The following is a 20,202-nucleotide window of genomic DNA, read 5'->3' on the forward strand; positions in this document are numbered from 1 at the left end:
CTAACCTATGGAGCAAAAAAAATTACTCTACCTCAATCATTTCGGCATCAGCCTTTCTAAGAGATAACTCATAACCTCTTACAGTAACTTCTACCGGGTCACCTAACGGTGCAACTTTTCTTACATAAATATCTACACCCTTCGTGATTCCCATATCCATAATTCTTCTCTTTACAGGTCCGTCGCCGGTAAGTTTCTTAACCGTGACTGTCTGCCCGCAGGCAACTTCTCTCAGCGTTTTCATAAAGCACCTCTCTCCTTTTTAGTTAGATCATTATTTTATTAGCCATATCTTTTCCTATGGCAACTCTGGAATCTTTAACATTGACAATAACATTTCCACCGATTTGTGATATAACCGTAACTTCACCGCCAACTACAAATCCCAAACTTTCTAGGAACTTTTTGGTCTCAGCTTTTCCGGATACTCTTTTTACTATATTAACTTCTCCCTCTTTAGCCATCGTCAAAGGCATCATATCACCCTCTCTTTACTCAAAACGCAATTGTACATCTTTGTTTCGCTAATTAGTATAAACTAACTGATATTAGATGTCAATAATGTTTTTTAGTATTTTCTAATTTTTGTTATGTGTAGCAATCTTTTGTTTCTTTTAATATACCAATTGGTTAATTTAGCCAAATTGAATTTATTTATATAACGTGGTATAATTACAGTAAATATTCGTTTTAAGGAGTTTTTCATATATGAAAAGTAATGAATCTGCAGAAAACTATTTAGAGACAATACTGGTTTTGAGTAAAAAGCTCCCGGTTGTTCGTTCCGTTGATATTGCCAACGAACTGGGATTTAAAAAATCAAGTGTCAGTATTGCCATGAAGAATTTGCGTGAAAAAAATCATATAACTGTAACAGATTCAGGTTTTATCTATTTAACTGATGAAGGAAAGGCTATTGCGGAAATGATTTACGAGCGCCATCAGCTTATATCAACATGTCTTGTAAAGCTGGGAGTTCCGGAAGGCATTGCCGTACAGGATGCCTGTCGTATTGAACATGTTATTAGCAAAGAAAGTTTTGAAGCAATAAAGAACCATTTAAAAAATAACACAAAATAAATAAGGTGCTGCCATAAGCGGCACCTTATTTATTTTTGTGCTTTTATTTCGTTCCTGTAGGAGTAATCGTTATATTATCCACACTAACTCCCGCTTTTCTTTTTATCACATCCTCTATCTGTGCTCTCTTTGCATCATCTACTTCCTTTTCGCTTATTATTACATCAGCCTGTTTATCACTAATTGTTACCACAATATCATCAAATCCCTTTGCTTTAAGTAATGTCTCAATGGTATTTTCCTTTTCATTTAATTCCGTAAGTTTCACCATTGATTTTACGGCTTTCTTTTTTTCACCTTCACTTATATCGTTATTATTAATCACTTCTAACAATGTTTCTTTATTTTTGGATCTTATCTGCTCTCTGTTTAATCTTGCCTGTGCCATGTATGAAGCCAAATTAGTGCCATTAGTAAGTACTGCTGCCCCCGGTTCTTTAGTTGTTTCTTCCCCTGCACTTTCTTTTGTTTCCTTATTATTAGCGTCTTCCCCATCTAAGCTTTCAATATCATTATCTCCCGTTAAAAGATTGTCACCGTCATAAACAGATTCATATGTAGTTCCATTTACCTTTGCAGCCTCTTTTTTCTTATCTGCATTATCCGCATAATTCAAGTATCCGGCAACTGCAATTAATACTGCAAGAAATGTTACGATAAACTGATTTTTCTTAAAAATCTTTTTCATGTTACCCCCTTAATATTTAATCAATTTCTACTACAGATATTTTATGCAGGGGAACATCAAACAATGCAGACAACATCTTTATTATCTCCTCCTTTTTTGAAGAATCCCCTATACCTGATGCCATAATGGCTATTCCTTCCACTTCCGGATACATTTCCTTTATCACATAAGGACTTTCTCCATTATCATTTTCCAAAATAACCGTCTTTTTCTTTTGACTGTTGCTTTTTTCCTCATCACTCCCTTTTTTAGATTGAGATGCTTCATCCTCACTGTCTTCCTTTACCACCTTTTCATTTCCGGACTTTAAAGTAACCATAACGGAAACCTTTGAAACTCCCTTTATGCCTTCAATCATATTAGAGATTTTTTCTTCCATTATTTTTCCATAGTCATCTTCAGGGCTTGCACCAATATATTCCGTCTCCCTTATTTTAGTCTGTCCTTCACTCCTTCCATTTTCAAAATATGATGCTCCTATAAGCATTATTCCTGCCAGCACTAAAAGTATCAGTTTTTCTTTACCTATTTTTTTAATTTCCATTATTTTTTTCAGATTCATCTTCATACTTTTCACTTATCCTTTCAAATAAATCCTCCCTGAATTTGTTCACACTGTTTTCTAAATTACTGTTTTTATCTATTTTTACATGGCTATATTCACTTATGATTTTATCTACATTAATGTTGTTTTTTTTGTATTTTACAATAGGATTAAATATAAGCATTAGAAGCAAAAATCCTGCAAAAAGTTTTATATATTTCTTACTGCTTTTTTCCGGAAATATATTTAATATAAGTGTTGTAACAATCATAAAAATACTAATATTTCTTATATATCCATAAACAAATTCCATACTACTCCTTTCCCGTCACTATGCATATTATGGCAATGCTTATAATAAACAACATTGAAGCCCCGATAATCACTTTGGCAAGCATCTTTATTCCCATAACTACACAACTTATACTATTAATCATTCTTTTATCTGCTACAGGCTGTACAACTGCCTGGGCTATCTGCATTGATATGGAATATAACTGAATTTTAATAAAAGGCACTCCGCAAAGCATAATAATCACAATTATGGCAAAACCTCCTATGGTATTTTTTATTAAATTAACAGAGCCTAACAATATACCGCATACTGCATCTGAGCCATCTCCTACCACCGGCAGTGCTCCTACTACCTTTCTAATGGCATTGTTTTTCACTCCGTCTACTGCCGGAAGTATCAGTGCCTGAATAATATTAAGACCAACAACTATACCTACGACGGTTTTATTAATAAAAGCTATGGCGTTTTTCAGCAAATCCGAAGTTTTGGATAAAAAATCCTCTTTTGATATATTATTTATAAGATTAATTGTTACATAAACCTTTATCATTGGAACAAGAACCCTTAAAAATATAAATTGTGCCACACTTATAATAACTAATGTAAGCTGATAAAATCCTGCCGCAGCCACCTGACCTGTTATTGCCACAGACAGGAAATACGCCGGTACAATGCCACACAAAAACTCCAGCAGAAGCCTTACAAAATCAGTGGCAATCAGGCAAAAATTTTCAAATAAAGTCATAAGCATTGTAGTAACAATTAAATAGCATATGTAAAATCCTGTGGAAGATATTCCGTCATTTGAAAACACATTGGCAAAATTAGTAAAAAAAGCAGATAAAATTACAATTAAAAGCAAATTTCCAAGGGCTTTTTCAACCATTGTAAAATCCCCAACTGTTTTCTGATATACCACATTAGAGCATTCCTTTATTACATCTAAAACATTTCCACTCATAATCTCATCTAAAATATGCCTGAAATTTAAATCCCGATACCCGTTTTTCTCCAAAGTTTTTATACTGTCATTTATTTCAAAATCGTCAATTGACATGTACTCTTCATTTTTGTTTAAATCAGATGCCTTTATTGTAACGGTATTTATTCCCCAAATACATATTGCCAGCACAATAGCCATGTAAACATATTTTCTCATACTTAATTCTCCCATACTTTATGTTAAAAGGGATGTAACTGCATATATCAGTTCCGTAAACACCGGCAGACTTACTACTAAAACCGTAAGTTTTCCAAATATCTGTACCTGATTTGCCACTGCTAAATAACCGCAATCCTTGGCAATATCAGAGGATATTTCCGATACAAAGGTGATACCGGTTATTTTTAGTAAAATTTTAATGTAATCTTTACTTATTGAAGTCATTCCTGAAAGCCTGTCCACTATTTCAATAATATCGGAAATTCGCAGCAGGGAATATCCAAAAATAAATATGCACACCACCACTGAAATCATAATTCCATATTCAGGCTTAATTGTTTTAAACCACACCGCCAGAATTACCCCGACAATTCCTATCACACCTATTGTAAGCATCTTTTTCCTTCTTATAACTCAAATAATTTCTGTATTGTTTTAAACAAATCATATATATAAGGTACAATCCACATAAGAACTAATATTAATCCCGCCAAACTTGTAAGAAATGCCTGTTCCTCCCTGCCACTGTGTTTTAATATCTGCCCTATAACCGACACGATTATCCCCACAGCAGCAATTTTAAAAATCAATCCTATTTCCATACTTTCTTCACCTTTCATTTGTTATAAAAATAAAATGGCAAGAAATGCCCCTGCAGCTATTCCGGTAGTTCTGTATAACCGGCATTTCTCTGTTTTACCTTTTTTTAATTCCCCTATATTGTCATCAATACATTCCATGGCATGATCAATATTTTTTATTTGTGTTTCTTTGTCTGTCATACCTATTGTATTTCCCAAATCTTCAATAATTGCTATATCCTCTTTTGACAGTTTACTGTCTGCTACAAAACTTTTTTCTATATTAAACTGCCATGCCTCTTTCAATGTGCCTACATTATCTTTTATCACACCTTCAAAAAATCCCGTCATTATATTATCTGAAATCCCTGTTAATTTTTTCATGGATTCATATATTCCTCCATTGTTATACTTAATTTCCCCTTCCAGTAAAAACAGCATTTTCTTAATCTGCTCTAACTGACTGATACGGGCGTTATAATCCCTTCCCATACCAAATCCTATTCCACCGCAACCTGAAAATATTAATAAACATCCAAATATTTTCAACAACATATGTACTCTCCTATTCTTTTTATAATTACTTTTCTTTCAAACATATTTACCATATCTTGTCCAAACTTTTTTGTAACATCTTCCACATCCCTGCCGTGAGCTGTAGCTATAACCTTTACTCCGCTTACACCGGCTGATTCTATGGCTTCTATATCCTCTTTTTTTCCTATTTCATCTAAGGCAATTATTTTAGGTGCCATTGAACGGATTGCCATTAATATCCCATCCTTTTTGGTGCAGTTACTTAATATATCTGTACGAATACCTAAATCTATGGTAGGCACTCCCATGTACATTCCTGATATTTCATTTCTCTCATCAATAACACATATGCTTGTCCCCGGTGTTTCATTACTGATTTTTTTAATATAATCCCTTAGTAATGTTGTTTTCCCCAATCCCGGTGGAGAGATTATAAGGATGTTCTCAATTTTTTCATTGCTTTTTGTTTTTTCATATAACATTTCTCCGTAATTTTCAATTTGTCTGCATACACGAATATTTAAAAATTTTATATTTTTTATTGCCTTTATCCGGTTATTTTCCTTCACTATTACACCGCCAAATCCAATACGATGACCTCCCGGCACAGACAAAAATCCCTCTTTTATATTGTCTTCAAAAGCATATGCTGAATAATCCGTGGCTATGTTAAATGTATCTGAAATATCATCCTCTGATATTATTACATCTCTAAAAACTTCCTCTGAATTTACCTTATTTATAATCAAAGGGCTGTTTACTCTCATTCTAATCTCCGTTATTTTGTTATATTCCGGGCACCTCTTCACTTTTTCCTTAATTTTTAAATTAAAATACTCATATAGCTCTCTCATTTTTATTCTCCTCATGAAAATATATGATTAATTAAATTTATTATTCTATTTACTTTTAAATTTTTGTACTGTAGAATTAAATTAACAAAACAAAAGAAAGAGGGAATACTTATGAAGAAAAAATCAAATTCACGTAAGATAGTAATTTCTGCATTAGCAGTTGTTTTGGTTACTGCCTTGGGATTTAGCATTGCCTTTGCCAATTCCAAGCCGTCTCATGCCGTGGAGTCTTCCTCCACTATAGAAACTACTGCTTCTGATGTTGTAGAAACTTCTACTACACCGGAAATTAATCTTATTAAAAAAATCACTCTTAATCACTCTTCTTTAACTCTTACTAAAGGAAAGAAAAGTGTATTAAAAGCCAAGGTAACATATGATGGGGATTCTTTTGATACTAACGAGGATTACGTCTGGAGCAGCAAAAATAAGTCTGTTGCCACTATTTCCAAAAACGGCAAAGTGGTAGCTGTTAAAGCAGGCAAAACATATATAATATGCAGTAGTCAAAGCGGAAATGTTAAGGTTCGCTGTAAAATCACAGTAAGGAATCCATATAATCCTGTAAAGACCATTAAGCTTGACAAAGACCAGATGCGTCTTAACAAAAAGGATAAGCGTGTACTCAAACCAATTATTACATACGGTGACAAAAAGAAGAAAAAGTATGCTCACGAGGAACTTATCTGGAGAAGTTCAAATAATAAGGTTGCCACTGTAAACAAAAATGGTAAGGTAACAGGAAAGTCTAATGGTACAGCATATATAAAAGCTACTTCTAAATACACTAACAAGAGTGTTAAATGCAAAGTATTTGTTCAAAATACCAAATATATTGCCATTACCTTTGACGATGGTCCGGGAGAATATACCAACACTCTTCTTGATGCCTTAGAAAAGTATCATAGCAAAGCCACATTCTTTGTTCTTGGAAACCGTGCCGCAGCATATAGCAGTCAGTTAAAACGGGAAAACAACTTGGGAATGGAAATTGGAAGTCACACATACAGTCATAAGAATTTAAAAGCTATTCCTAAAAAAGAAGTTATTAGCGAAATTAATAACACTAAAAAAGCCGTAAAAGATGTTATTGGTGTTGAACCTAGTTTACTTCGTCCGCCATATGGAAACTATAATGCTACAGTAAGCAAACATGCAGGTGTTCCAATGATTTACTGGTCTGTGGATACTGAAGACTGGAAATACAAAAATGCCTCATATGTTAAGAGAACCGTACTCAATTTTGCATCAGACGGACAGATAGTATTGTTACACGACATTCATCAGACAACTGTTCAGGGATTTATTAAAGCCTTACCATCTCTTAGAAAACAGGGCTATGAATTAGTAACTGTAAGTGAGTTATATGCCATTAAAGGCAAGACCCTTAAAAAAGGTGTAATGTATTATGGTCCATATAGAGACAATAATTAAATTATAGTTTAGGCAATAAAAAATAGAGCATTCCAAAATTGATGCTCTATTTTTTATTGGGTTTTATATTACCTTTGACAGGAAAGATTGTGTTCTTTCACTTCTTGGATGTTCAAATACCATTTCCGGAGTTCCCTCCTCAATGATTTTGCCTTCATCCATAAAAATCACTCTTGATGCAACTTCTCTGGCAAAACCCATTTCGTGAGTAACAACCACCATTGTCATTCCCTGTCTTGCCAAATCCTTCATAACATTAAGAACTTCTCCTACCATTTCAGGGTCAAGGGCTGATGTAGGTTCATCAAACAACATAACCTCAGGCTCCATACACAACGCTCTGGCTATAGCCACACGCTGCTTCTGACCACCTGATAACTGCGAAGGATAAGCTTCAGCTCTGTTTTCAAGATTAACTCTTTTCAAAAGCTCCATTGCAGTATTTTTTGCTTCCTCTTTGTCCTTTTTAAGAAGCTTAGTAGGTGCAATAGTCATATTCTTTAAAACACTCATATGAGGGAATAAATTAAAATGCTGGAATACCATTCCTACTTTCATACGATAATTGTTAATATTAGTTTTGCTATCTGTAATATCCTCACCATCGTATGTAATTTTTCCTTCAGTTGGTATTTCAAGTAAATTTAAAGTACGAAGCATAGTAGATTTTCCTGAACCTGACGGTCCTATTATAACTACCACTTCTCCTTTTTTTATTTCAAGACTTACGTCATCTAAAGCCTTGATTTCACCATTTTTATAATATTTCTTTATGTTTTCTGCCTTAATCAGAGGCTTAAAACTATCGTTCTGCATTTCTCAGCCTCCTTTCCAGCTTTCCTAAAAGCCATGTAAAGAACATTACCATAACCAGATAAATAACGGCAATGAAAATAAGTGGGAAATACGGATTATAAGTAGCCGCTCTTACCGAGTCACCTGCTCTTGTAAGATCCATAAGACCTATATAACCACACACAGCAGTTTCCTTTAATAATACAATAAACTCATTTCCAAGAGTTGGAATAACATTCTTAAATGCCTGTGGAACAATAATATAAATCATTGTCTGGGCATAATTGAAACCAAGGCTTCGTCCTGCTTCGTTTTGTCCAATATCAATAGACATAATTCCACTTCTGAAAATTTCTGCCACATAGGCACCTGAGTTAATACCAAATGCCAAAGCAGCAATTGGAATCTGAGCATTGGAGCTTTGGAATACAATAAAGTAAATTATAAGAATCTGAACAACAACCGGCGTTCCTCTTATAACTGTAAGATAAACTTTACATATAAAATTAAGTATTGCTAAAATAATCTTTCCAAATCCCATCCTCATTTCGTCATACTGTCTGGTATAAGTTGTCCTTACTATGGCAATTAACGCTCCTATTGCCACACCTAACAGTAATGCGAAAAAAGTAATTATAAGTGTGTTTTCTAATCCGGTTAAATATAACTTCCAATAATTTTTTGAAAAAAAGCAGGTATCAAACTGTTCCTTTATATCTGCTATACTAAGTGAACTTAACCATTTAATATTCCACATACCATTAAATAATATCTGCATTGTAACCTCTTATCTTAAAAAGGCTGCCCTGCTACAGGCAGCCGAATTTTTTATAATTATTTTGCTTTGATATACTTATCAAGAATCTTCTGGATAGTACCTTCAGCCTTTAATTCATTAAGTGCGCCATTTATTTTATCTTTTAATTCTGTATTATCTTTTGCAACAGCAATTGCGTAATCTTCTGTTACATATTCTGTATCAAGAATCTTAAGACCCTTATTAGCCTTTACAAATTCCTTTGCAGGCTGATTATCAATTACTACACAATCAATCTTTCCACTAACTAAAGCCTGAACTGCATCAGCACCTTTGTTAAACTGCTGAACCTTACCAAATCCCTTGTCCTGAATATCTGATGTACAGTAAATATCACCTGTTGTACCAAGCTGAACACCGATTGTGTTATCAGCACCCTTAGTTGTTAAGTCCTTAACATCTGTAATTTTTGAATCTTCTCTTACAATAACAACCTGAACACCTGTAGCATATGAATCTGTAAAATCTACATTTTTCTTTCTTTCATCTGTTACTGTCATTCCGGCAGCACCTATAGCATCTTTTCCTGATGTAATAGCCGGAATAATTGAATCAAAGTTCATATTATCAACCTTTAATTCCATGCCTAACTTATCTGCAATTGCCTGAGCAATATCAACATCGATACCAACTACATCTTCACCTTCAACATACTCATATGGTGGAAACTCTGCGTTAGTTGCCATTGAAAGAACCTGCTTTCCGTCCCCGCCACTTTTTGAATCTGATGACTTGCTTCCACATGCGCTGAAAACAGCAGTTGCCATAACAAGTACCATTACTAATGAAATAATCTTTTTCATTTTTTTGTTCTCCTTATTAAATATATTTTATCTAATGCATAAAATTTTGCCTTTACAATTATATCTGATAATAGTCATTATTTCAATTAAAAAAATTAAATTTAGTAAATATTGAAGAATATTAATCATAATTGTTACCCATTGCGGTAATTTCTGCTTTCATTTCCTGTACAAATGCCTCCGGCTCTAGCACTTTAACCCATGCCCCCTGACTAAGAAGAAACATCTTTATTCCGTCTCCATAAACATTCGCACTTATTGTATATTTTCCATTTTCACATTTTACAATTTCAGATTCAGGTATTTTATCTAATACTGCCTGAACTGATGGCCCGGTAAATTCAAATTTAACGTACCTCTTTATTCCCTGTCCCGGCCACATATATTGAATCTTGTTTTTAAGCTCCCCTTCATCAAATCTTTCATTATATTCAATATGAAAACCTGTTCGGTGCTTTATGTAACTGACTATTCTGTCCATTCTGTAAAATCTGTTAACTTCTAAGCCATTTGCACCGTGTGCAGCAATAAGATAAAAATAATACTCGCTAAATACAATAGCCAACGGTTTTACCTTTCTTGTTATTTTACTTCTATCCATTTTATAGTATTCAATGGTAATCTCCTTCTGTTCCCTTATACAGTTTGAAATTCCCCATACATTATCTAACACATTATCACAGTCTGATTGTACCGGTATGTAATGATATAACTCTTTAGACGTAAGCTCATTGGTCATTTTCTTATCTTTAGCCGACATAAATGTTTCCATTTTATTTATAATAAGCTTCATTTGATTTTCATTAAAACAACGGCTGGCAATAAGTACCTTTATTACGGCTAACAATTCTTTGCTTAAAAGAAAGTTATCCATTTCTAAATAATACGCTCTTTCCTGATATGAATACATTATTTCACACCCAAAAGACTTTCCTTCATTGTCGCATAAAAAATTCTTTAGTTCATTAATATCCCTTGTTATACTTTTAGTTGATACCTGATACTCCATGGATAATTTCTTTACGGAAACGTATTCACCACAAACTAATCTCATAAATATATCCAAAACTCTGTATTTCTTATGAATCGAATTTGACATTTTAACACTCCTTTATGCTATATTATCTTAGATTATAGCACATCATTAAGACATATGTGTGTCCTGTTAAGTCTTTTATTTTAGTTTTTTGAAACATTACTGCAATAAAAAAAGCACTTTCGTGCTTTTTTTATTTATGATATGGCTGATTATTTATTATTCTGTAACTTCTATATATCTGTTCCAGTAAAATAACCCTCATAAGCTGATGAGGAAATGTCATTTTAGAAAAACTAAGTTTGTAATCAGACCTGTCTGAAACTTTTTTGTGTAATCCCAAAGACCCACCAATAACAAATACTATATGACTTTTCCCATTAATTCCTAACCTGTTAATTTTGTCTGCCAGTTCAAGAGAATCTAACTGCTTTCCATTAATTTCCAAGGTTATAACATAGGCGTCATCAGGTATTTTAGCTAATATCCGGTTTCCTTCTTTTTCTTTTACCATATCAGCTTCTGTTTCTGAACAGTTTTCCACTGTTTTTTCATCCGCCACCTGTACCACCTCTGCCTTGCAGTATCTGGAAAGCCGCTTTAAATATTCATTCACTGCCTCTGTATAAAATTTTTCCTTAATTTTACCAACAGTTAATATTATTATTTTCATATAAACTCCTGCTAGTTTTGACTAAATCTTGATAAGAACTGTCTTGTTCTCTCTTCCTGTGGATTTTCAATTACCTGCTTTGCATCACCCTGCTCCACAATCACTCCACCGTCCATAAATATAACAGTATCTGCCACATCTCTGGCAAAAGCCATTTCATGGGTAACAATAACCATTGTTGTCTTCTCTTCAGCCAGGGATTTTATAACCTTAAGCACTTCTCCCGTAAGTTCAGGATCAAGTGCCGATGTAGGCTCGTCAAAACAAAGAATATCCGGTTTAAGTGCCAAAGCCCTGGCAATGGCTACACGCTGTTGCTGTCCTCCCGAAAGCTGGTGTGGATAATGATTAACCCTGTCTGCTAATCCCATTCTTGCCAACAATTCTTTTCCATGTTCTTCTATTTTGTTATAAATTTCTTTTTTATTCTGCTTAAAGTCAGGCAAATCCTTTGCCAGCATTTTTTCTGCTAATGTAACATTTTCCAATGCTGTATACTGTGGAAAAAGATTAAAAGACTGAAATACCATTCCAAAATGAAGTCTTTTGTCTCTTAAATCCTTATCTTTTTTGCTTTTTATCTGACTTGCATCAAACAAAATTTCATCATTTACTGCAATGGTCCCACCGTTTGGTATTTCAAGAAAATTAAGACATCTTAAAAGAGTTGTCTTACCTGAGCCTGAAGAACCTATAATTGCCAAAGTCTGTCCTTCCTCTAAATCAAAACTTATATTTTTTAAAACATCGGTGCTACCGAAATGTTTCTCTATATTTTTAACTTCTAACATTGCCATTTCAATACACCTCCTTATTTAAAATAATCTAATTTCTTTTCTATGTAATTAAACAAAATGGTAAGAATACCTACGAATATCAGATAAAATACCCCTGTGTAGAACAGTGGCCATATAATACCCTCTGATTTCATAAAGTTTTCCCCCATTACCGTTAATTCCTGTACAGATATAATTCTTGCTAAAGATGTATCCTTAACCAATGTAATTATTTCATTTGACATTGGTGGCACTATTCTCTTAATCATCTGAAGTAATGTGATTTTAAAGAATATTTGGAATTTAGTCATTCCTAGAACCTGTCCTGCCTCCCTTTGTCCTGCGGGAACGCCTTCTATACCACCTCTGAATATAACTGAAAAATAGCAGGCGTAATTAATGGTAAAGGCAACTACTGTTGCAATAACCCTGCTCCATGAATCCCCTGTCCACACATAATATCCTATTAATCCCGGGCCATAGAATATTATAATAATCTGAAGCATAAGAGGGGTTCCACGGATAATCCATACAAACACGTCAACAAGATATTTTAAAGGTTTAAATCTGCTCATTGAGCCAAAGGCAATAATAAGTCCCAGTGGCAATGAAAATATTAACGTTAATATAAATATTTCTACTGATATTCCAAGTCCGCTAAGTAACTCTTCCGTAACGCTTAAAAACATAAAGTTTCTCCTTAATCCTTTTACCGTTTTAAGGCAGAGAGCAAACAACCCTCTGCCTTAAAATAATTTTTCTAAATTTTATTATACCTTTATTTTGATGAAACTACAACTACCTGTGCATTATTGCAGTAAGCATTTGTACATTCCATAGAATTTTTAACTTCATTTGTCAATGTCATACCATTCCAAACAACGTCAATTTTCTTTGAATCAAGTTCCATTGTTTTTGTATCCCAGTTAATTACTACAAATTTAATCTTAACACCCAACTTTTCAGCAAGTTTCTTTGCTAAATCTGCATCAAAGCCAATCCAGTTTCCGTCTTCATCTTTGTAATCCATTGGTTCAAATTCTGTAATACCAACAACTAATGTTCCTTTATCTTTAATGTACTTAACATCATCGCCTTCAACATATTCACCTGCTTTAGCCTGCTCTACTAAGGTATCACTTACCTTATATGTATCAGCTATGGTCTTCATTTCTCCTGAAGCATATATTTCACTGAAGAAATTATTAATGTATGCTGCAAGATCTGAACCCTTTCTGCATCCTACACCATATTCTTCTGTAGTAAGCTTATCTGTGTATTTAAGGTCAGGATAACTTGTTCCTTCACCAATCATAGCACCTGCCATAAGTAAATCAATAATGGCAGCATCAGATGTTCCTGAATTTACTTCCATTAAAGCCTTTGCCTGTGACTGTACAGGGTTTGTGCTCCATCCCTTTGACTTAGCAGCTTCTTCACCGGCTGAGCCCTGTTCTACTGCATATACCATACTTGAAGCATCCTTCTTGTCACCTGTTTTCTTTTCGCTGCTTCCGCAACCTGATAAACATAATGTTGCACACATTGCAACTGAAAGTAATAAAGCAATTCTTTTTTTCATTGTATTCTCCTTTTTAATGTTATAATTCATTAACACTTTAATTAATTAAACAAGAGAACTATATCATAATAAAATATTAAAGTCAATTTTATATTTTTATTTTTGTAATTCATTTACTTGTTATAATATCTTACTTGTTATATAATTAAACTAATTATTTTACAAGGAGAGATATTGATTATGGAAAAAAGCAACATTGAAGATAAAATTTCTGTTGATAATCAGCCTGTGGATGATATTCCTGAAGCTTCCACTGACTTCAACGAAGAATTATCAGATTTTTCAGAAAATAAGGTTCATTCCTTTGTTCGCTTATCTGACAAATATGATGATATTATGTCATCTTCATATACTTTGATTTTAGTAGGTATTGTGGGAATTATTTTTATGATTTTAGTTTGGATGAAGATTATTCCCCTTCCTATCAGTTCAGAAACATCATGGCTGTTTAATTCAGTTATGGGTGGGGTTTTCATTATTTTTATAATTGCAGGGATTGTTTCATTTATGCATGCAAAGCAGGTCAGAATAGAAGCTGATGCTGAAGATAAGCTTATTGAAGAGCTTCTTTCATGGGCAGATGAAAATATTCATGCTGAGGATATTGATGAAGATCTTGATACTACCCAGCCTATGGAATTACTTTATTTTAACCGTGCAGATAAAATCAGGGATTTATTAATGTACCAATTTGAAAACGCCGACGAAGCCCTTATATATGAATATACGGAGCAGATATATCAGAAGCTTTATGAAAATAATGAAGATTAATTAAATATTTGCAAAGAAAAAGGAGTTACGATGTAACTCCTTTTCTTTTGGTTATCTCTTTAATTAAGATTTGGAAGATTGGAAATATATTCTTTAAATAAATTCCAATTTCCTTTTTTAATATCAAATGTATCTTCATTAAACTGATTTTCCACATATCCTTCAATTAGAAACACATCTATTCCAATATTTCTTGCAACCATGTCTTCATGTACATCATTGCCAACCATTAAGCAGTCCTCTGAATCCTTGTCTAACATTTTTAACAGAAACTTATAATACTCAATATTAGGCTTTGCAAAACATGAATTTTCATATGTAGTTATGTAAGAAAAATCCTCCGGATTAAGACCTGCCCAGCCTAATCTTTCATATACGGCAATTTCCGGAAAAACAGGATTTGTTGCCACTACCAGCTGATATCCTTTTTCCTTTAGTATGTCTATACACTCTGCCACTGTATCTATAGGGTGAGTAACATATCTTGCCACAGCGAAATCATCCTTATAGAACTTAATAATTTCCTTCTCCAGTTTTCTTTTAACTTTAGACTCCATTTTTCCATTACCATCTGTCATAAAGTTTTCAAATGCTTTCCAGAAACATTCCTCATTAGTAATAAGACCGTCATTTTGTACCACGGCCTTCTCACCCACCCATAATGCCGCAATAATCTTTTTAGCATCATAGCCTGCTGTTTCAAGTCTATTCTTTAACAGCAAAATATATGTATCTGTAAATTCCTTCATATCCATTGGAAGCAATGTTCCGTCTAAATCAAAAAGTACTGTATTCATCCCTTATCCTATTAAAATTATTCGTCCCAGTTATGATAAACCTGCTGAACATCTTCATCTTCATCAAGTCTGTCAATAATAATATTCATCTTCTTAATGGCGTCTTCATCTGATAATTCTACATAATTCTGCGGAATCATTGTTACTTCTGCCTCTGCCATTTTAATTCCTTCTTTTTCCAATGCTTCTCTTACATTGCTAAATTCCTCAGGTGAAGTAATGATTTCATAGCTATCCTCTTCGTCTGCAAAATCTTCTGCTCCTGCATCAACTGATATCATCATAAGTTCATCTGGATCCATGTCGCATTCTTCCTTATCAATTATAATCTGACCTTTTTCATCAAACATATATGATACACAGCCCTGTGCTCCAACATTTCCGCCACCCTTTGTAAAGCAGTTTCTTACGTTTGCAGCTGTTCTGTTTCTGTTGTCTGTAAGAGCATCGACAATAATGGCAATACCATTTGGTCCATATCCCTCGTATCTCACTGTTTCGTAGTTAATTGCAGCTGCATTACCGGCAGCCTTCTTAATACCTCTTTCAATGGTATCATTAGGCATGTTGTTGGCCTTTGCCTTTGCTATAACATCTCTTAACTTGCTATTATTATTAGGATCTGCTCCACCTTCTTTTACGGCTACTGCAATTTCCTTTCCTATAATTGTAAACATCTTGCCCTTTGCAGCATCATTTTTTTCTTTTTTATGCTTAATATTGGCAAATTTTGAATGTCCTGACATAATTACCCTCTCTTCCGTAATTTTTTATTTATTTTAATCTATTCGCATAATCCAATAGAAATTTTAACATTTTCTAAATTAATAGTCAACTTTCCCTATGCCGCTTTTGTTTATGTATCAAGCTCTAAACTAATTAGCAAAGCGGAATCCACTGTTTTTAATATTTCATTGTCCAGATGGCACACCTTATCCTTTAACCTTTTCTTATCAATAGTTCTTAATTGTTCAAGAAGTATAACCGAATCCTTTACAATGTCACAGTTTTCTTTATTTATTTTTACATGGGTAGGCAGTTTTGCCTTCGTCATACGGGAAGTTATGGCTGCCACAATCACCGTGGGACTATGCCTGTTTCCGGTGTCATTTTGAATTATTAAAACAGGTCTGACTCCTCCCTGTTCAGACCCGATTACCGGTCTTAGGTCGGCATAGAAAATATCCCCTCTTCTTATTACCATTTTTTCACACTCCAAATCATCTAATGTCTTACTAGTTATAGTATTCCACATTTTGGAATGTGTATTCAAAAGATTATTTTAAATTTAATCCCCGGCCTTACAAATCTATTTCATAATCATCTGTGAAGTAGTCTTTCGTGCCAATTACCTTACCGTTTTTTAAATACACCCTTGGAACCCTTTTACCTAAATCACATACAAATTCATAATTAAAAGTTCCTGCAAGTTCCGCTAAATCATCTATTTTAATTTCCTCGCTTCCATCAGTTCCTGCTAATGTAACCAAATCTCCTACTTTTACGTCCATTCCCGTAACATCTACCATAAACTGATCCATGCACACGCGCCCTACAATATTAGCGCGTTTTCCATTAATAAGAACATAGCCTTTATTGCTTAAATTACGTGGATATCCGTCTCCGTATCCTAAAGGAATAGTAGCTATTTTCATATCATCCTTTGCAATATAGGTCTGACCGTAGCTTATTCCCCGTCCTTTTTCGATATTTTTAACGTAAACAACGTGGCTGTAAATTGCCATGGCAGGATACAATTTCATATTGTCCTTATCCATTTCATCTGATGGATACAAGCCATACATTGAAATTCCGGCTCTTGACAGACTAAGGGATGTTTTTTTCATTTCCATCATTGCCGCACTGTTAGCACACTGATGTATAGGAATTTTAACCCCTTTTTCTTCCACCAGATTAACAAAGTTTAAAAATTCTTCAAACTGCTTATCTGCAAAGGATTTGTCTTTATAATCCGCCTTGGCAAAATGGGTAAATATTGACTCAATTTTTATATTTGGCAGCTTACTGATTTCCACAATTTCCTCTGCAGCTTCATTAGACGGTATGTATCCTATTCTGCTCATACCTGTATCTACAGCAATATTTATTTTTAATACTTTGTTAAGATTAACTGCATGTTGTGACATAACCTTTGCCATATCCAATGTAAACACGGGAGGTAACATATCTTCTTCTATCACCATATCGTAAGTACATTCCTGAGTATATCCCAGTATAAAAATTGGCTTATCTATGCCATGTCTTCTAAGGTTATGGCCCTCGTAAGCCGTAGCTACGGCATATCCGTAACATATATCATCTAAATCCTTAGCAATAGGTACTGCCCCATGTCCGTAACCATCTGTTTTTATTACTGCAACTATTCCTGTATTTTCATTTAATCTTTCCTTCATAATCTCTACATTTTTATGAATCATATCTAAGTCAACTGTTGCATAACCTCTAAAATACTTGTCAATTTCCATAATTTCACTTCCTGTTAATCTGTAATTACACTTTTTATTTCTTCAATAATATCTGTAGCCATAAGACCTGTTTTTGATACTTTATGGGCTGCCATATCACCTGCTAATCCGTGAACGTAAGGTCCCATTACCGCTGCCTTTTCAAAATCACAGCCTATACCTATAAGGGCTGATATTATACCTGTAAGGGCATCACCACTTCCTGCCGTTGCCATTCCATTATTTCCCGAAAGATTAATGTAAATCTGTCCGTCAGTTGCAATAACGGTTCTTGCATCCTTTAAAACCACATTGGCACCGTACCTGTAATTAAGCTCTTTGGCATAATAAATAAGGTTTTCTGCAATTTCCTTAACAGGTTTATTTATAAGTCTGCTCATTTCTCCTAAATGAGGAGTTAAAATTAATTTCTTATGAAAGTTCTTTTTAACCCTTTCATCTGCAGCAATATTGTTTATTCCGTCAGCATCAATAACTGCCGGGATTTTTGACTCAATTACCTGCTCCACAATCATCTGCTGTATGGTTCCTATTCCTATTCCCGGCCCCACAGCCACAACGTCACACCAGTTTAAGCATGCTTCAAAGGCTTTTTTGTTAAATTTTTCTGTGTTGTATGTATTAATCATAGCCTCAGGAATTAATTTTGCAATAATATCCCTGTTATTTTCGTGGGTAAAAATTCTTACAAGTCCTGCTCCTGCCCTAAAGGCAGCCTTAGCACACAAAACAGCGGCTCCTGAAATATCCCTGCTGCCTGCCACTATCAGGATTTTTCCAAATGTTCCTTTATTAGAATAATTAGCTCTCTTTGGAATCATTTTCAAATCATCCACACCGGCATATTCTAATATTTCCGAAGCCTCATTGTAAGACTGTACCGGATAACCAATGTCTGACACCTCTACCTGTCCGCAGTAATCAGCTCCCGGATATAATACCGTGCCTATTTTGTGACAACCGAAAGTTACAGTATAATTGGCTTTTATGGCACATCCCATAACTTCACCGGTATCTCCGTTGATTCCTGATGGAATATCAACGGCATAAATAATATTTTTCATTTTATTTATTTCCGAAATAAGCTGTTCGTATGTACCTGTAATGTCCCTTGATAAACCTATTCCAAATAAAGCATCAACTACCACATCGGCATCTATAACACTAGATACCACAGGAACTCCTATTTTTTCCACAATACTTAACTGGGTTTTAAATTCCTCTGTTGCCCTTTCCTTATCTCCTATAACAAAAATACAGATGTTATATCCTAAAAGATACAACATCCTGCCTATAGCAACACCATCTGCCCCATTGTTACCAATGCCTGCAATAACCTGTATTGTTATATTATTTTTTTGTTTTCTTTCATTTTTGTCAATTAAATCAGCTACACTTTTTGCTGCTCTTTCCATCAAAACCAATGATGGTATTCCAATCTCATTTATCGTATAGCTGTCTATTTTCTTCATATCCGTGCCTTTAACGATATTCTCCATGAGTATGCTCCTATTTGTTTAAACTATTGTTTTTTTCTGAAATTCTATATGTAAGCTTCATAAGGCTCTCTGACAGATGGACATTTTCAACAATAATGTCTCCCGAAACTCCTAAATCCGTATGGGCAAAATTCCAAAATGCCTTTATGCCACACTCTACCAGTTTCTCAGCTATTTTCTGTGCCGGTTCCTTAGGTAATGTAAGTGCCACAATTTCCACATTATTTTCCTTAACATAATCGTATAAGTATTTAATGTCCAAAACCTTACCGCCTGCTGTGTCTTTACCTATCAGTTCAGGATTCTTATCAAATAACGCAGTAATCTCAAATCCCCTGTTTCTGAAATTGCCATAATTGGCAATTGCCTGACCTAAATTTCCTGCACCTACAATAACCATTTTATGTGTTACGTTAAGTCCTAAAAGCTTTCCGATTTCTTCATATAAATACTGAACATTATAGCCGTATCCCTGCTGTCCGAATCCGCCAAAATTGTTTAAATCCTGTCTTATCTGGGATGCTGTAACATTCATTCTTTTACTTAACTCTTTTGAAGATATACGCTCAATATTTTCCTGTCTTAGTTCATCTAAATATCTATAATAACGAGGCAGCCTTGAAACAACTGCTTTTGATATTTTATTCATGCTAACTCCTCATTCTTTTTTCTCTAATGTTTAATTATAAGTACATAGGGAAACATTGTCAAATATTTATCATTCTTTTATTTTTGGGATTTTCTCATAATTTCAGCCTATATTAAAGTTAATGGGATTGCTGACTTGTAAAAGTAAATTCCGTGTGAAAGACTAAATTCCACACCCTGTTAAAAATTGACCTAAATTTAAAAGTTTTTGGTTGAATAAAGGGGAATAAGTGTTAAAATTTAAGTACATTTTTCTTTAAATCTGAAAATCAGGGCATAGAAAACAGACCTCTGGAATTCTTGTGTGAAAGATTAAATTCCACAGGTCGGTGTGAGAAATGTGA

At 34.1% G+C, this 20,202-nt stretch carries 27 protein-coding genes; 3 read left to right on the top strand and 24 right to left on the bottom strand.

Annotated features, from left to right (window positions below; genetic code table 11):
• Positions 1-22 precede the first annotated feature (22 nt).
• Positions 23-244: a FeoA family protein gene (locus H8S00_RS06160; RefSeq protein WP_021953243.1), complete on the bottom strand. Its 222-nt coding sequence runs from the start codon at positions 242-244 to the stop codon at positions 23-25.
• Between the two features lie 22 nt (positions 245-266).
• Positions 267-479 (bottom strand): FeoA family protein, encoded by a 213-nt coding sequence (locus tag H8S00_RS06165; protein WP_021953244.1) that lies wholly within the window; start codon positions 477-479, stop codon positions 267-269.
• A gap of 229 nt (positions 480-708) precedes the next feature.
• On the opposite strand from H8S00_RS06165, the gene H8S00_RS06170 reads away from it, so the two are divergent.
• Positions 709-1,080, top strand: a complete 372-nt coding sequence (locus tag H8S00_RS06170; protein WP_118588470.1) for a metal-dependent transcriptional regulator — start codon at positions 709-711, stop codon at positions 1,078-1,080.
• A gap of 43 nt (positions 1,081-1,123) precedes the next feature.
• On the opposite strand, the gene H8S00_RS06175 is transcribed toward H8S00_RS06170, so the two are convergent.
• Genes H8S00_RS06175 through H8S00_RS06210 form a run of 8 tightly spaced genes read right to left on the bottom strand, consistent with a single transcriptional unit; the run spans position 1,124 to position 5,756 of the window.
• Entirely contained in the window at positions 1,124-1,768 is a 645-nt protein-coding gene (locus H8S00_RS06175) for a SpoIIIAH-like family protein (RefSeq protein WP_021953246.1), read from the bottom strand.
• A gap of 16 nt (positions 1,769-1,784) precedes the next feature.
• Positions 1,785-2,336 (bottom strand): SpoIIIAG-related protein, encoded by a 552-nt coding sequence (locus tag H8S00_RS06180; protein WP_147365726.1) that lies wholly within the window; start codon positions 2,334-2,336, stop codon positions 1,785-1,787.
• Entirely contained in the window at positions 2,302-2,625 is a 324-nt protein-coding gene (locus H8S00_RS06185; RefSeq protein WP_118588468.1) for a stage III sporulation protein AF, read from the bottom strand. Before H8S00_RS06185 ends, H8S00_RS06180 begins: the two co-directional genes overlap by 35 nt.
• A 1-nt stretch (position 2,626) precedes the next feature.
• Positions 2,627-3,766 (bottom strand): stage III sporulation protein AE, encoded by a 1,140-nt coding sequence (locus tag H8S00_RS06190; protein WP_158576768.1) that lies wholly within the window; start codon positions 3,764-3,766, stop codon positions 2,627-2,629.
• A gap of 18 nt (positions 3,767-3,784) precedes the next feature.
• On the bottom strand, positions 3,785-4,165 hold the full coding sequence (locus H8S00_RS06195; RefSeq protein ID WP_118588466.1) for a stage III sporulation AC/AD family protein: 381 nt from the start codon (positions 4,163-4,165) through the stop codon (positions 3,785-3,787).
• Between the two features lie 11 nt (positions 4,166-4,176).
• Complete coding sequence (gene spoIIIAC / locus H8S00_RS06200) at positions 4,177-4,371, bottom strand: stage III sporulation protein AC (RefSeq protein WP_021953251.1); 195 nt, start codon at positions 4,369-4,371, stop codon at positions 4,177-4,179.
• A 21-nt stretch (positions 4,372-4,392) separates the two neighbouring features.
• Complete coding sequence (locus H8S00_RS06205) at positions 4,393-4,905, bottom strand: stage III sporulation protein AB (protein WP_118588465.1); 513 nt, start codon at positions 4,903-4,905, stop codon at positions 4,393-4,395.
• Positions 4,896-5,756, bottom strand: coding sequence for an ATPase, T2SS/T4P/T4SS family (locus H8S00_RS06210; protein WP_366459505.1), 861 nt, complete (start codon positions 5,754-5,756; stop codon positions 4,896-4,898). Before H8S00_RS06210 ends, H8S00_RS06205 begins: the two co-directional genes overlap by 10 nt.
• A gap of 96 nt (positions 5,757-5,852) precedes the next feature.
• Between H8S00_RS06210 and H8S00_RS06215 the strand changes: the two genes are divergently transcribed.
• Complete coding sequence (locus H8S00_RS06215) at positions 5,853-7,175, top strand: polysaccharide deacetylase family protein (protein WP_118588463.1); 1,323 nt, start codon at positions 5,853-5,855, stop codon at positions 7,173-7,175.
• Between the two features lie 63 nt (positions 7,176-7,238).
• Here the strand turns inward: H8S00_RS06215 and H8S00_RS06220 are convergent, their stop codons facing one another.
• The 8 genes from H8S00_RS06220 to H8S00_RS06255 form a co-directional block, all read right to left on the bottom strand.
• Positions 7,239-7,991, bottom strand: coding sequence for an amino acid ABC transporter ATP-binding protein (locus H8S00_RS06220; RefSeq protein WP_021953255.1), 753 nt, complete (start codon positions 7,989-7,991; stop codon positions 7,239-7,241).
• Positions 7,978-8,748, bottom strand: a complete 771-nt coding sequence (locus tag H8S00_RS06225; protein WP_243052967.1) for an amino acid ABC transporter permease — start codon at positions 8,746-8,748, stop codon at positions 7,978-7,980. Before H8S00_RS06225 ends, H8S00_RS06220 begins: the two co-directional genes overlap by 14 nt.
• 56 nt (positions 8,749-8,804) lie before the next feature.
• Positions 8,805-9,590, bottom strand: coding sequence for a transporter substrate-binding domain-containing protein (locus H8S00_RS06230; RefSeq protein WP_021953257.1), 786 nt, complete (start codon positions 9,588-9,590; stop codon positions 8,805-8,807).
• Between the two features lie 121 nt (positions 9,591-9,711).
• On the bottom strand, positions 9,712-10,689 hold the full coding sequence (locus H8S00_RS06235) for a helix-turn-helix transcriptional regulator (RefSeq protein ID WP_118588462.1): 978 nt from the start codon (positions 10,687-10,689) through the stop codon (positions 9,712-9,714).
• Positions 10,690-10,819: 130 nt separating this feature from the next.
• Entirely contained in the window at positions 10,820-11,299 is a 480-nt protein-coding gene (gene rlmH / locus H8S00_RS06240) for a 23S rRNA (pseudouridine(1915)-N(3))-methyltransferase RlmH (RefSeq protein ID WP_021953259.1), read from the bottom strand.
• Between the two features lie 11 nt (positions 11,300-11,310).
• Positions 11,311-12,096 carry an amino acid ABC transporter ATP-binding protein gene (locus tag H8S00_RS06245; RefSeq protein ID WP_021953260.1) on the bottom strand — a complete coding sequence of 262 codons (786 nt, stop codon included), beginning with the start codon at positions 12,094-12,096 and terminating at the stop codon, positions 11,311-11,313.
• A gap of 14 nt (positions 12,097-12,110) precedes the next feature.
• Positions 12,111-12,764, bottom strand: coding sequence for an amino acid ABC transporter permease (locus H8S00_RS06250; RefSeq protein ID WP_021953261.1), 654 nt, complete (start codon positions 12,762-12,764; stop codon positions 12,111-12,113).
• Between the two features lie 89 nt (positions 12,765-12,853).
• Positions 12,854-13,657, bottom strand: coding sequence for a transporter substrate-binding domain-containing protein (locus H8S00_RS06255; protein WP_118588461.1), 804 nt, complete (start codon positions 13,655-13,657; stop codon positions 12,854-12,856).
• Positions 13,658-13,837: 180 nt separating this feature from the next.
• Here H8S00_RS06255 and H8S00_RS06260 point away from each other — a divergent pair, with 180 nt between their 5' ends.
• Positions 13,838-14,428, top strand: coding sequence for a hypothetical protein (locus H8S00_RS06260; RefSeq protein ID WP_118588460.1), 591 nt, complete (start codon positions 13,838-13,840; stop codon positions 14,426-14,428).
• A 59-nt stretch (positions 14,429-14,487) separates the two neighbouring features.
• Here H8S00_RS06260 and H8S00_RS06265 read toward each other — a convergent pair whose 3' ends face one another.
• The 6 genes from H8S00_RS06265 to H8S00_RS06290 all read right to left on the bottom strand — a co-directional run bounded on the left by H8S00_RS06265 (position 14,488) and on the right by H8S00_RS06290 (position 19,859).
• Complete coding sequence (locus H8S00_RS06265) at positions 14,488-15,225, bottom strand: HAD family hydrolase (RefSeq protein WP_118588459.1); 738 nt, start codon at positions 15,223-15,225, stop codon at positions 14,488-14,490.
• A gap of 17 nt (positions 15,226-15,242) precedes the next feature.
• Positions 15,243-15,971, bottom strand: a complete 729-nt coding sequence (locus H8S00_RS06270) for a YebC/PmpR family DNA-binding transcriptional regulator (RefSeq protein ID WP_021953265.1) — start codon at positions 15,969-15,971, stop codon at positions 15,243-15,245.
• A 110-nt stretch (positions 15,972-16,081) separates the two neighbouring features.
• A complete protein-coding gene (locus H8S00_RS06275) occupies positions 16,082-16,429 on the bottom strand; it encodes a type II toxin-antitoxin system PemK/MazF family toxin (RefSeq protein WP_118588458.1) in 348 nt (115 codons plus the stop codon).
• Between the two features lie 97 nt (positions 16,430-16,526).
• Positions 16,527-17,711, bottom strand: a complete 1,185-nt coding sequence (gene alr, locus H8S00_RS06280) for an alanine racemase (protein WP_021953267.1) — start codon at positions 17,709-17,711, stop codon at positions 16,527-16,529.
• Positions 17,712-17,725: 14 nt separating this feature from the next.
• A complete protein-coding gene (locus tag H8S00_RS06285; RefSeq protein ID WP_186840277.1) occupies positions 17,726-19,210 on the bottom strand; it encodes an NAD(P)H-hydrate dehydratase in 1,485 nt (494 codons plus the stop codon).
• 10 nt (positions 19,211-19,220) lie between these two features.
• Positions 19,221-19,859, bottom strand: coding sequence for a redox-sensing transcriptional repressor Rex (locus tag H8S00_RS06290; RefSeq protein ID WP_021953269.1), 639 nt, complete (start codon positions 19,857-19,859; stop codon positions 19,221-19,223).
• Between the last annotated feature and the right edge of the window lie 343 nt (positions 19,860-20,202).

The sequence above is a fragment of the Eubacterium segne genome (genome assembly GCF_014287775.1).
GTDB classification, from domain to species: Bacteria; Bacillota; Clostridia; order Lachnospirales; family Lachnospiraceae; genus Eubacterium_G; species Eubacterium_G segne.